This window comes from Gottschalkiaceae bacterium SANA (genome assembly GCA_036323355.1).
GTDB lineage: Bacteria > Bacillota > Clostridia > Tissierellales > GPF-1 > GPF-1.
The window spans coordinates 877,661-890,480 of record AP028876.1; the positions used below are offsets into that span (position 1 = coordinate 877,661).

Genomic DNA, 12,820 nt, shown 5'->3' on the forward strand with positions numbered 1-12,820 from the left:
TAAATGTAGTCCCATACAGGGTACAGATTGAATGATCGATCTGTACCCTGTATGGGATTTTTTTGTTTATAGAAAATTGTTTAACTAGGGGGTCGTAGACAGAATAGGTTAGAGATGTGGACGTGGTGATCATAAAGGTATAAAGAAGGGAATGAGGGTGTTGGTATTAGAAGGTAGCAGGGTAAATAAAAAAGAAGACGGTATGAACAATGATGCAGTTGTCTAGAAAATAGAAATGATAAGAATTGGGGAGGGCGAATGAATAGTAAGAATCGATATGATGTGATTATTATTGGTGCAGGGGTGATCGGTTGCTCCATAGCGAGAGAGTTGTCTAGATATAAAGGCAGGATTCTTCTTCTTGAAAAAGAAAATGATGTGTCCAATGGGGCATCAAAGGCAAATAGCGGGATTGTCCATGGTGGATATGATGCCAAGCATGGTTCGATGAAGGGGTATTTTTCTAGAAAAGGGAATCGCATGTTTGAACAGCTAAATCAAGAGTTGAATTTTGGCTATTTGGAATGCGGATCCATGGTGTTAGGCTATAACGAAGAAGATTTTGACGTGTTAAGAGGGTTAAAGGAAAACGGAATCAAAAATGGTCTTGATGATTTACGCATAATCGAACACGATGAGATTTTAGAACGGGAACCCTATGTGAACCCCGACGTAAAATATGCCCTGTTTTGCCCGACGGCCGGGGTTACGTCTCCCTATGAATACACCATTGCACTGGCAGAAAATGCAATTCAAAATGGGGTAACCTTGAAACTGAATCATGAAGTGTTGGGGATTGAAAAGAATAATGATGAATTTAAGCTTATCACCAATGATGGAAACTATTCTGGAAAGTATGTGATCAATGCTGCTGGTTTAACCAGTGATAAAATTCAGCAAATGTTAGGTTTAGATGATTTCAGTATTCATCCCCGCAGGGGTGAATATCTTCTATTGAATAAAAATCAGGGGCATTTGGCCAATGGAGTGCTCTTTCAAACCCCTTCAGATAAGGGCAAGGGAATTTTGGTCACCAGAACCTATCATGGGAACTTAATGTTGGGGCCAAATGCACAGGAAGTTGATGATGTAGAAGCCGTTGGAACCAGTCTGGATGCCTTGGTTTATATCGTTAACACCGCAAGGCAATCGGTGAAAGATTTCGATGTAAAATATACACTGACATCTTTTGCCGGGCTTCGAGCATCTAGTTCAAGACATGATTTTATTATCGAAGAGAGTGCAATTAAGGGTTTTATAAACGTAGCAGGGATTGAATCGCCTGGAATCACATCCAGCCCGGCGATTGCCGTGCATGTGACGGAAATCCTTGAAAAGAGTGGATATTTGCTTGATGAGAATGAAGCTTTTGATCCCAAGCGAAAAGCGATTATTGTTTTAAAAGATAATTCCTTTCAAGGGCAAATCGATGATCCAGATCCGAAGAAGAATATCATCTGCAGGTGTGAGTTGGTAACCGAAGCGGAGATTGTGGATTCCCTTCACAGAGGGATAACGATTGATCATATTGATGGGGTCAAAAGAAGAACAAGGTGCACAATGGGTGCTTGTCAGGGTAACTTTTGCACACCGCGAGTGAAAACAATTATTGCGCGGGAAATGGATATAGAAGAATCAGAAGTTACCGCAAGGGGGAAAGGATCTTTATCTTTGCCTGAAAGAGAAAACCGAATGTTTTGGAAAAAAATCGAGTCCTAGTTTCCCTAGAGAATATGAAAAGCTTTGCCCTATTTATAGATGAATATGGTGAAGCTTTTTTATAGATGAAATGAGGTCTATATTTTCAAAAGAACACAAAAACAGTTTAAAAATTTTACATATATTTATTAAAATGGTAAAATTATAGTAAATGCTTATGAATAGGAATCATTTAAAAAGAAAGCGGGCTGCTATGAAAAAGCAAGTACTAAATAGGAAAGCTTATAAATTAATTAAGCTTGTAATTATTATGAGTCTGATTACGGCCATATACCCAATTCAATCAATTGATTTTAATATTAAACTGATCTGTATGATTGCTTTGATTTTTTTAACCTATTATGCGGTTATTGAATTTAAGAAGATTGGCGTCATTCTAGTAACCATTCTATATATGACTGGTATGGTTGCTGTCGCTATCATGACGAGGTTTATTGATTATCATACCAATGCGGTCATGGCCTTCCAACTTTCAACCTTAATCTCAGTGTACTATTTATATGCATATGTAAATAAAAATGAGATTGCCAATAAACGACTCTACGAGTCTTCAATTTTGGATGACATGACTGGAATTTATAACAAAAGGTATTATCGATTGAAAGCGGAAGAAGAACTTGCGCGGGCAAGTCGGTATGGGTTACGGTTTGCAATTATTCTTATGGACGTGGATCATTTCAAGTTGATCAACGATCGATACGGTCATCTTTACGGAGATGAAATTCTAAAAAGTATAGCAGTAGAAGTAGGGAAAGGGATACGGACTGAAGATACATTTTGTCGTTACGGGGGTGATGAATACATCATTCTGATTAGCAATTATTGTGATCAAAGTAGAATTCGAGTAAAAGAACGTATTCAGAATTCAATTAAGGTGGTCAACGAGAGCAGGAATGAGAAAAATCGAGAGATGATGCCTGTTTCTATCTCTATTGGATTTGGTGTCTATCCAGAAGATGGGACCAATTTGGATGATCTATTTGCGTATGCCGATGGAGAGATGTATGAGGCGAAAATGGAAGCCAATAAACACGTCTTTAAAGCAGAATCATTAGAAGCATGTGCGACGATACATTGATCTAGATTGAGGTTTGATTTTTTATTTTGATTCTGTTCTTAATTCATCGTACTTGGCTTTAATTTTTTTGAAATCCTCCCAGACATCTCGCTTTTTGGATGGGTCCCGCAAAAGGGCAGAAGGATGATAGGTTGGAATCAGACAATATCCGTTTCGATAAAAGAAGGTGCCGTGTTCTTTTGTGATTTTTAGATCGGGCTTGATGATACTTTGGGACGCAACTCGACCTAGGCATACGATGACTTTTGGATGAATGAGTTGAACTTGATAGCGAAGATAAGGCAGACAGGCTTCTTTTTCACAATCTAAGGGATTCCGATTTCGGGGTGGTCTGCATTTTAAAATATTGGCCAAATAGATCTCATCCCGGGTCAGATCAACCGAAGTCAGGATCTTATCCAGAAGTTGGCCGGATGGACCGACAAAAGGCACGCCTGATAAATCTTCTTGTTGACCTGGGGCTTCGCTAATAAACATCAAATCTGCATGGAGATCGCCCTTGCCAAAAACAATATTTGTTCTGGTCTTATGCAACTCGCATTTTTTACAATTTCGACATATTCTTTCAAATTCGGTCCAATCAATCATTTTATACCGCTCCTCTATAGCTAATGTTTATAGTATAGCAGATATTGATATTAAGAGAAGAATGGACCCTTGAATTTTTTTTATAATCATACAGAATCTTTGTAATTTTGTGCTAAAATGGAATAGATTAACAAGTAATCGTGATTATGCATAGCTTTACAAATATCATTCTTTAAGGAGTCTATTTCATGAAGCAAACCGCACAGACACTTCGAGTTGCAGTCGCACAGGTCTCTCCAGTTATTTTAGATATGGAGAAAACGATTCAAAAAGCACTAGAAATTATAAAAGAAGCTGGTGAAAAGGGCGCTGAACTGGTTGTCTTCCCAGAGTCTTATATTCCTGCATATCCTAGAGGCTTTTCCTATGGATTTGTTGTGGGAAGCAGAACCATGGAAGGACGATTGGATTGGAAACGGTATTATGATAATTCCATTATTGTTCCCAGTATGGAAACGGAGCTTTTAGGCGCTGCGGCCAAGGAAGCCGGCGTGTATCTTTCGATGGGCGTTACAGAACGAGATGCAATCACCTGCTCCTTGTACTGCACCAATATCTTTTTCGGACCAGATGGAAAATATTTAGGGAAACATAGGAAGTTAAAACCGACAGGAACGGAACGATGCATTTGGGGAGAGGGAGACAGCAGCACCCTAACGACCTTGGATACGCCTTTTGGTGTAATGGGTTCATTAATTTGTTGGGAAAACTATATGCCGCTTGCCCGGGCTGCCATGTATGCGAAAGGGATCACCATTTATATTGCCCCAACAGCCGATTCTCGTGAAGAATGGCAGTCGACCATGAAGCATATAGCCTTAGAGGGAAGATGTTTTGTGATCGGATGTAATCAGTTTGTTACCAAGGATATGTATCCGACGGATTTAAACTGCTACGACGAACTCGAAAATCAACCGGAGAATATGTGCCCAGGTGGCAGCTGTATTGTCGATCCATTTGGAAAATATGTGATAGAACCGGTTTGGAACAAAGAAGAACTTTTCATTGCTGATTTGGATTTGGACCAGGTTGTTCTTAGTAGAATCGACTTTGATCCGTGTGGTCACTATAGCAGACCTGATGTTTTTGAACTCATTGTTCATGAGAAATAAGCGAGTATGAGAAGTGCGATTTGCATAAATCGTGTTTGGAAAGCGTCTCTTTGGAGGCGCTTTTATCATGTCGGTAAAGCGAGAGAGCAAGTGAATGGATTATTGAGACGAATGCATGATGGAGGAATGACTTCTTTAGTGATCGTATGCGGAATGATATTAGGTTAGGGGTGTTGCAATTTTTAAAGTAATCAGATTACAATAGTAGTACTTGTAGGGGGGTACGAGATGAGAAAAAGATATGTCACGCAAATGTTTATGATGTTGACTGTCTTGTTGATATTGATTGTTTTATGCATCAGCGTGATTGGATTCTCTTATCTTCGTTCAAAAACGACAGAGGAGCAGATTACCTACAATCAACTCAATGTCAATCAGGCTGCGAAAAATGTTTCATCCTTGTTGACAAGTCAAGTTCAGTTGCTTGACTCCTTGGCGACGGACAGCGAGTTAATTGAAATCCTGAAAGACCATCAAATCAATCGGGTTAGGGAAGAAGACATGGTTTTTACCATCGAGAAACGCTTGAACGAAAAATTGGCTTCCATGATTCCGAAAAGAGTGAATTTATATCACATTACATATGACCCTGCTCCAGGCATTAACTCAGCAGTAGCAACTCCATTTGAGCAGGCTTATTTACAAGATTCACGAGTGGATGCGGCGCAAGCTTCCATCTACAAATATAATTTTATCCTTTCGCAAGAAGTGAAGGACTTCATCACTGGGAGAGCTTATGGGAAAATTCAACTGCAAGTGAATGAACTGGTTCTTATGGATTATTATAGTGATTTGCGAACACAACAGAATGATTTTTATATTGTAAATGAAGAAGGAATGATGATTTCGAATTATCGGAAGGACTTGATTGGAAAGCTGTTTTTCCATTTGAAGCAAGGCGATTTAGATACGGAGTACTTGAAATTCCAAGAGAATAATGACAAGTTCATGGTATTCCATCAACAGGTGCCGCATACCAATTGGTATGTGATGAGCGAGATCAATGACTCATTGATTCAAAGAGAAGTCAGCCAACTTAAATGGCCAATATTTATCGTGCTGCTAATAGCAGTCTTGTTAATCGCAATCCTTAGTTTGTTTTTTTCTTCCATGATCGCCAAACCGATTCAATATATTAATGGTGTATTGGAAGAAGTTGCGGGTGGAAATTTGAATGTTCGTGCTGAATTTGAAGAAGCAAATGAGTTTTCCAGTATTGGGGAGAATTTCAATGCAATGATTATCAAGATCAATGAACAGCTTTGGACCATAAAGAAGCAAGAAAACATGAAACGCTTGGTGGAATTGGATTTTTTGCGGGCACAAATTAATCCCCATTTTATTTATAATACCTTAAGTTCGATCAGGTTCTATGTGGAAATGAATAAAACAAGTGAAGCGGAAAGAATGCTAATGCATTTTTCAACGGTTCTCAGAAAGACCTTAAGCCGTTCAGAAGAGATGATTGCTTTAAAAGAGGAACTAAATACGCTGATGAGTTATGTGGAATTGCAGAAATTGCGATACAAAGATGGATTTGAAGTTGTTTACAAGCTTCAAGATGGGAGTGAGGAGATATGGATTCCAGCTTTTATCCTGCAGCCAATCGTTGAAAATGCAATTTATTACAATATGAATGAAAAAGAAAAAACGGTAATTCAGGTTGAAGTGACAGCGGATCAGCAGTTTTTGAATATCACGATTCAAGACAATGGCATTGGCATGTCTCAAGATCGGATCGAGTCCGCTTTAAAGCAAAAAACAAATATCAACAAGGTTGGGATTAAGAATGTAGATGAACGAATGAAATTGATTTACGGACAGGAGTTTGGCTTGAAGATTGACAGCCAAGAGGGCGAAGGAACCACGGTTGTATATCGCGTACCCATTATGGGAAAACCCGATAAGCGAACGATTGAAACCTTGTAGGGGGCTAGAATGTTGAAAATTGTGATCGTCGATGATGAATCTCCAATTCGAGAGTGGTTGGAATATGTGATTGCACAAAAACAAGAGTTTCAGATTGTAGGATCTTGTCGATCGGCAAAGGATGCTCTTGATTTGATTGAAAAAAAATCGCCGAATGTGTTGATCACTGACATTGAAATGCCAGGCATGAACGGACTAGAATTGATCTCCTTTGTGAAAGAGACCAATCCACATATGAAATTTGTTCTTTTGACGAATTATGCCGATTTTACTTATGCAAAAGAGGCAATTCGTTTGGGTACCTTGGAGTACTTGTTGAAATCGTCCCTACAAGCAAGTGACGTGGTGGCCCTTTTATTAAAAATAGAGGAAGAACTCAAACAGGCCGCCATTCGAGAACAAGCAGATGAATGGTTTGCCAAGAAAATCACCTTAAGTAAGGAAGTAATGACTGATGGTCGGGAAAATGAAATCAAAGTAATCTTACGGCGTGCAGGCGTGTCGACTTCGGGTTATTTTCAGGTTTTTACCATGGTGGAGAATGATCTGGTCGAACAGATTAAAAATATTAGGCGCGCCAGCCTTGAGACGAATCTGTCCTATCATTATTTTCAGTCACAAGGCTACTTGTATGTGATTGGACAAAGTGAGCAAAAGGGTGTGCTTCAGAAAAAACTTGCCTATGTCATACAGGAGTATTCAAAATTGAGTGCAGATTTCGTTGGTGTCAGCAAGGCCTACAGCACGTTGGATGTTTTTTTGATGGCTGTTCGACAATCGAGAGTGGCGATCTTGAATGGTTTTTATCAGCCAGAGCAAAGAATCATGTATCTAGAGAATCTGAAGGATGGATTCAAATTAAACCGAAAAGAAATACGAAATCGGTATTTGGAACTGATTTTTTTTCTTTCAGAAGGCAAATATGAAAGTTTGATAGACGAAGTGGAGAAATGGTATGCATTTTTTGATTTAGTTCCATCGGATGATATGATGTGGGGGATCGATATTTGTAGAAACTTGGCAATGGCTTTTGAGGAAAAAAAATTTCGCGAGAATGAAAAGTGGGAAGCAAAAATCGGAAAGTTAGATCAGCTTGCTTCTGTTAAAGCATGTCAATCGATTTGCATAGATGCCTTGGAAAAACTTCTTAAGAACAAACAAAGCAAGTATTCGGAACGGATGGAAGCCGCGATGAACTATGTGCATCAGAACTTCAATCGCGATTTATCATTGGTAGAGGTTGCGGAGTATTTGCATATTACACCAGAATATTTTAGTCGCTTATTCAAAGAGGAAGTGGGCAGTTCTTTTACTACCTACCTGATCACCCATCGATTAAAGAAAGCCGAATACTTGTTGAGAAAAACAAATTTATCGGTTGCTGAGATTGCGGAACAGGTTGGCTATGAACAAGCCAGTTATTTTTCAAGAATCTATAAGAAATACAGAGGAATCACCCCTTTGAAGACGAGGGAATTCGAGAATAAGAAGTAAATGGACATGCATCTGGAAATCATGGGAGTCAATGATTTTCAGATGTTTTGTCATATTTGTGTTCTTTTATATCATATAAGGACATGGAAAACGTTTCTGCATTTTCATAAACTAAAGATACGGAATACACAATAAGAGTAGGTGGAGGAAATTGGTGAAAAAATTAAAAGTATTGCTAGTAGGATTGTTGGTGGTTGCCTTGTCGGGTTGCACGCCTGCAAGTGAGGGGACAACAGTTGAAAAGGCAGATGGTAGTGCAAGTGAAAGCAGCCAAGCGGTTTCAGCATCGGTGGGAATTGTATTGGCACCGGGTGGACTAGGTGATAAAAACTTCAATGACATGGCTTATGATGGATTGAGTCAAGCCAAAGAAGAATTGGGCATTGCATTTGACTATGTCGAGCCCAAAGTAGTCAGTGATTATGTTTCACACTTTCGTATGTTTGCGGAAACCGGGGAGTATGACTTGATTCTTGGTGTGGGCGCTGATCAGGCGGATGCAATCGCAGAAGTTGCGGTTGAATTCCCAGAACAGAAATTTTCATTAGTTGATTCCGCAGCGGATCTTCCAGGAGTGAAAACAATTTATACTGATTGGACGCATCAGACCTTTCTATGTGGTGTGATTGCCGGTTTGGAAACCCAAGCAAGTAATTTGGATCAAACAAATGCAGAGAATGTTGTTGGTGTTGTGTTAGGCAAGGAATATCCGATTCTTATGGAAGGTGTTACGGGATTTATGGCTGGCGTGAAATTTGTGAATCCAGAGGCGGAAGTGTTGCAAGCAACGGTAGGCGCATTTAACGATCCAGCAAAAGGAAAGGAAATCGCCTTGTCTATGTACAACCGCGGTGCAGACTTCATTCAGCATATTGCTGGAGCTTCGGGATTGGGCGTATTCAATGCAGCGAAAGAAGCTGATCGTTATGCATTCGGTGTTGGCGGAAATCAAAATCACAATGCACCCGATCATATTGTTGCGACATCCATTCGAAATGTGAATGAGATGGTGTACAACGAAGTTGATTTGATGCTTAAGGGCGAGTGGGTTGCAGGACCTTCGGGAAGCGGATTAAAAGAAGGATCTGTTGGTTATTCGGTAGAAGGTTCCAATATTGTACTTTCGGAACGCACCATTGAAATTGTTGAGCAAGCAAAAATGATGATTCTGAATGATGAGTTGCAACCATGTCGAAATATCGATGAATTGGATGAATGGGTGAAAAATAATCAGTATGTCCAATAGGTGATCGAAACAATGATTTGATGGGGGTTTAAGTGCAAACTTAAGGCCCCAATTATTTTTGCACGATTTTGGAAGATAAGGGAGTAGGATCAATGAATGAAGTGGTACAAATGATCGATATTTCAAAAGTCTATCCATCTTCAAACGTAAGGGCGCTAGATCATGTGAATTTCACCTTGAAGAAAGGTGAAATCCATTCTTTGCTCGGCGAAAATGGAGCTGGTAAATCGACCTTGATGAAAATATTATACGGAATGAATGCCCCGTATTCGGGTCGTGTTGTGATTGATGGGGAAGAAAAAAACTTAACTAAACCTCGACATGCCATCGATTTGGGAATTAGCATGGTTCACCAGCATTTTATGCTGACGCCGGTAATGACAGTAACGGAAAATATTGTGATTGGCCGAGAACCGCATAAAGGGATTTTATTTGACCATGTGGTAGCGGAACGTGAGATTCAAGCCATGATCGATACTTATGGATTTAACATCTCACCGACAACAAGGGTGGAAGATTTGTCTACCGGAGAGCAGCAGCGGGTTGAAATTTTAAAGGCGATGTATGGCGGTGCAAGCATTATTATCTTGGACGAACCGACGGCGGTACTTACCCCGCAGGAAGTAAAAGAACTGTTTGTCATTATGAGAAAACTGAAGGCGGATGGAAAAACCATTGTTATCATCACACACAAACTGAAAGAGACCATCAGTATTGCGGATCGAGCCTCTGTATTGCGGGACGGGAAAATGATTAAAACCGATATTCAAGTGAGTCAAACGACCATCGAAGACTTGTCTCGCTATATGGTCGGTCGAGATGTGGAGTTGGGCATGCAGCGGCCTGGCAAGAAGGCTGGATCGGTTGCTTTTGAAGTGAAAAACTTGAGTTTTCAATCTCGTGGTAAGCAAATTTTGAAACAGATCAATCTGAAAGTTCATCATGGAGAAATATTGGGAATCGCGGGTATCGAGGGCAATGGTCAAACGGAGTTGCTTGAAATACTAACCGGAGTTTTAAAGCCGACATCCATGGAATTAATCAAGGATGGGGAAGAGCTTACAGGTGATGCGCGAGTCTTTATCGATAGCGGCATAGGTCATGTCCCTGAGGATCGAATGACTCAAGGATTGGTTGCAAGTATGTCTATTCGGGAGAACCTGATTTTGGGCTATCATAAGCGAGCTCGCTTTTCAAAGCGAGGCATCTTGAAGGAACGGGACATCCAGAATTTTGCCGATCAGATGACAGCGGAATACCGAATAAAAGCGCCCAATGCCAATACGCTCTGTCAGATGCTGTCAGGTGGCAATCAGCAGAAGGTTGTCATCGCCCGTATCTTTAGTGAGGATCCGGATATTATTATTATTGCTCAACCCACTCGTGGGGTCGATATTGGTGCCATGGAATACATTCATTCCAAGATGCTGGATCTGCGGGATGAAGGAAAAGCGATATTACTCATATCAGCCGATTTGGATGAGGTGCGAAATTTGAGTGATCGATTGCTTGTTATTTACGAGGGCGAAATTGTGGCTGAATCGAAGCGTGAGCAGATGAGTGAGTCAGAAATTGGACTTTATATGACGGGCAGCAAGTCACAAAAAGCAAGGGAGTGAAAATATGGAATTTCAACCAAAGAAAGCAAAAGAAAAAAAGAGGCTGTTGAATCGAAGTGCGATGATCTCCATAATTGCCCTGGTTTTGGCTATGTTGACGAGTGGAATCATAATAAAAGTGAGTGGATACAGCCCTATTGAGGCGATCTCAGCGATTTTTAAAGGTGCATTTGATGGAAAGGCGGCTATTGCTAGAACTTTGGTTCAATCAACACCATTGATTTTGAGTGGATTGGCCTTTACTGTGGCCAAAAAGGCGCAATTAATCAACTTGGGTGTGGAAGGTCAGATGTATCTAGGTGCATTGGCAGCCGCAATGGTCGGTTCGGTTGATTTTGGCTTGCCGCATGCTCTACATCTATTGGTGGCAATTTTATCGGGCATGGTGGTTGGCGGTCTATTGGCAGGAATCGTAGGTGTGATGAAGGTTCGGTTTGGCTCCAATGAGGTGATTGCGACCATCATGTTAAATTCGATTGCTGTGCTCGTGTCAAATTATTTGGCGAGCAATCCATGGAAGGCCGTGGGAAGTGTCACGGGGCAGACGGAAAAAATACTGGAAAAGGTCAGGCTAGCACGCATTATTCCTCATACGCAATTAACCATCGCCATTGCAATTGCGGTTTTGGCTTGTGTGCTGATGAAATGGTTTTTTGATCACACCATTTCGGGCTATGAAATCAAAGTTGTGGGACAAAATCAGACTGCTGCTCAGATTGCAGGCATAAAAACGGGAAAAGTTGTGATACTCTCGATGCTATTAAGTGGCACAATCGGTGGGCTGGCAGGCAGTCTTCACGTCTTGGGCGTTGATGGACGCTTTATTGTAGACTTTTCACCCGGCTACGGATTTAGCGGGATTGCAGTTGCGGCACTAGCTGCTGGAAGTCCAATCGGGGTCATTTTGTCAGGCTTGGTTTTTGGTGCGATTCGATCAGGTGCCATGTTGCTTGATCTAAAGACCAATATTCCGCTGACCTATGCGGATGTTGTACAAGCGCTTGTGATCTTGTTTGTCGCAACCCCGCTTTTGATTATTGAAATGATGCAGAAATCGAAACAGGCAATGCAAGCAATCATTCCTTCAAAAAAGAGGGGGACAGAATCATGAATTTTTTAGTTAACAATTTGACCTATATTTTAGTGGCAACGATTAGTATGTCGATCCCCTTGGTATTGGCTTCCTTGGGCGGAATCTTTTCGGCACGTAGCGGCATTATGGCGCTGGGCTTGGAAAGTATGATGATGATGGGTGCATTTACGGCGGTTGCAGGTACCTATTTTAGCGGGAATCCCTATGTGGGATTGCTTGCCGGTATGGGTGGCGGTGCATTAATCAGTTATCTGTATGGAATCTTGTGTATTCGGTACAAGGTAAATCAAGTGATCGCCGGGGTGGGTTTGAACCTGCTTGCTTTATCAGCGACCACCCTATTAACAGAATTATTTTGGGGGAATCGAGGCAGTTCTCCTCAGGTTGCTAGTGTTCAACTCAATCTTTCTTTTCTGTCGAAAGTTCCAATTGTGGGAAAGATCTTGGAAGGACAATCGATTTTATTGGCTTTCACCATATTTTTTGTATTTGTTGCTTGGTTTGTTTTGTTTAAAACGGTATATGGCTTGCGTTTGCGGATCGTAGGGGAGAATCCAAAAGCGGCCTCGACCATGGGTTTGAAAGTGAAGGCGATCAAGTATCAGGGCGTATTGATTTGTGGGATGCTTGCCGGATTAGGCGGCGCATATCTATCGATTGATCATATCGATTTGTTTCAGCAAAATATGACGGCGGGACGAGGATATATTGCAGTTGTTATTATGATTCTTGGTCGGTATCATCCGTTTTTGGTGGTAGGTGCAGCCTTGATTTTTGGTTTTTCCGACGCCATTCAAATTTATCTGCAAGGGCAAGGGGTTCCCTCTCAACTGATGCAGACAATACCTTATGTAGTCACGCTCTTGGTTTTGGCATTTGGTGTAAAGCATATTCAGGCACCAGCTGGAATCGGAGCACATGAAGATGATCATTAAAGGAGGA

General features: G+C 40.9%; 10 protein-coding genes. 9 read left to right on the plus strand and 1 reads right to left on the minus strand.

The window, feature by feature from the left end; genetic code table 11:
• The first annotated feature begins 258 nt into the window (after positions 1-258).
• Positions 259-1,719 (plus strand): NAD(P)/FAD-dependent oxidoreductase, encoded by a 1,461-nt coding sequence (locus tag AC25CA_RS04240; protein WP_486815802.1) that lies wholly within the window; start codon positions 259-261, stop codon positions 1,717-1,719.
• A gap of 193 nt (positions 1,720-1,912) precedes the next feature.
• On the plus strand, positions 1,913-2,797 hold the full coding sequence (locus AC25CA_RS04245) for a GGDEF domain-containing protein (RefSeq protein WP_486815803.1): 885 nt from the start codon (positions 1,913-1,915) through the stop codon (positions 2,795-2,797).
• A gap of 21 nt (positions 2,798-2,818) precedes the next feature.
• Here the strand turns inward: AC25CA_RS04245 and AC25CA_RS04250 are convergent, their stop codons facing one another.
• Entirely contained in the window at positions 2,819-3,385 is a 567-nt protein-coding gene (locus AC25CA_RS04250; RefSeq protein WP_486815804.1) for a uracil-DNA glycosylase, read from the minus strand.
• 188 nt (positions 3,386-3,573) lie between these two features.
• Between AC25CA_RS04250 and AC25CA_RS04255 the strand changes: the two genes are divergently transcribed.
• From AC25CA_RS04255 to AC25CA_RS04285, 7 genes are all read left to right on the plus strand, one after another.
• Entirely contained in the window at positions 3,574-4,497 is a 924-nt protein-coding gene (locus AC25CA_RS04255) for a carbon-nitrogen hydrolase family protein (protein ID WP_486815805.1), read from the plus strand.
• Between the two features lie 228 nt (positions 4,498-4,725).
• Positions 4,726-6,426 (plus strand): sensor histidine kinase, encoded by a 1,701-nt coding sequence (locus AC25CA_RS04260; protein WP_486815806.1) that lies wholly within the window; start codon positions 4,726-4,728, stop codon positions 6,424-6,426.
• 9 nt (positions 6,427-6,435) lie between these two features.
• Positions 6,436-7,920: a response regulator transcription factor gene (locus AC25CA_RS04265; RefSeq protein ID WP_486815807.1), complete on the plus strand. Its 1,485-nt coding sequence runs from the start codon at positions 6,436-6,438 to the stop codon at positions 7,918-7,920.
• 154 nt (positions 7,921-8,074) lie between these two features.
• Positions 8,075-9,166: a BMP family ABC transporter substrate-binding protein gene (locus AC25CA_RS04270; protein WP_486815808.1), complete on the plus strand. Its 1,092-nt coding sequence runs from the start codon at positions 8,075-8,077 to the stop codon at positions 9,164-9,166.
• Positions 9,167-9,258: 92 nt separating this feature from the next.
• Positions 9,259-10,785 carry an ABC transporter ATP-binding protein gene (locus tag AC25CA_RS04275; protein WP_486815809.1) on the plus strand — a complete coding sequence of 509 codons (1,527 nt, stop codon included), beginning with the start codon at positions 9,259-9,261 and terminating at the stop codon, positions 10,783-10,785.
• Between the two features lie 4 nt (positions 10,786-10,789).
• Positions 10,790-11,896 (plus strand): ABC transporter permease, encoded by a 1,107-nt coding sequence (locus AC25CA_RS04280; RefSeq protein WP_486815810.1) that lies wholly within the window; start codon positions 10,790-10,792, stop codon positions 11,894-11,896.
• Positions 11,893-12,813, plus strand: a complete 921-nt coding sequence (locus AC25CA_RS04285) for an ABC transporter permease (protein ID WP_486815811.1) — start codon at positions 11,893-11,895, stop codon at positions 12,811-12,813. The genes AC25CA_RS04280 and AC25CA_RS04285 overlap by 4 nt, the downstream gene beginning before the upstream one ends.
• The last annotated feature ends 7 nt before the right edge of the window (positions 12,814-12,820 follow it).

What these genes read in the sequence shown, in the direction of transcription:
- AC25CA_RS04240 (WP_486815802.1), top strand. Translation starts at nt 259, where the DNA reads ATGAATAGTAAGAATCGATATGATGTGATTATTATTGGTGCAGGGGTG.
- AC25CA_RS04245 (WP_486815803.1), top strand. Translation starts at nt 1,913, where the DNA reads ATGAAAAAGCAAGTACTAAATAGGAAAGCTTATAAATTAATTAAGCTT.
- AC25CA_RS04250 (WP_486815804.1), bottom strand. Translation starts at nt 3,385, where the DNA reads ATGATTGATTGGACCGAATTTGAAAGAATATGTCGAAATTGTAAAAAA.
- AC25CA_RS04255 (WP_486815805.1), top strand. Translation starts at nt 3,574, where the DNA reads ATGAAGCAAACCGCACAGACACTTCGAGTTGCAGTCGCACAGGTCTCT.
- AC25CA_RS04260 (WP_486815806.1), top strand. Translation starts at nt 4,726, where the DNA reads ATGAGAAAAAGATATGTCACGCAAATGTTTATGATGTTGACTGTCTTG.
- AC25CA_RS04265 (WP_486815807.1), top strand. Translation starts at nt 6,436, where the DNA reads ATGTTGAAAATTGTGATCGTCGATGATGAATCTCCAATTCGAGAGTGG.
- AC25CA_RS04275 (WP_486815809.1), top strand. Translation starts at nt 9,259, where the DNA reads ATGAATGAAGTGGTACAAATGATCGATATTTCAAAAGTCTATCCATCT.
- AC25CA_RS04280 (WP_486815810.1), top strand. Translation starts at nt 10,790, where the DNA reads ATGGAATTTCAACCAAAGAAAGCAAAAGAAAAAAAGAGGCTGTTGAAT.
- AC25CA_RS04285 (WP_486815811.1), top strand. Translation starts at nt 11,893, where the DNA reads ATGAATTTTTTAGTTAACAATTTGACCTATATTTTAGTGGCAACGATT.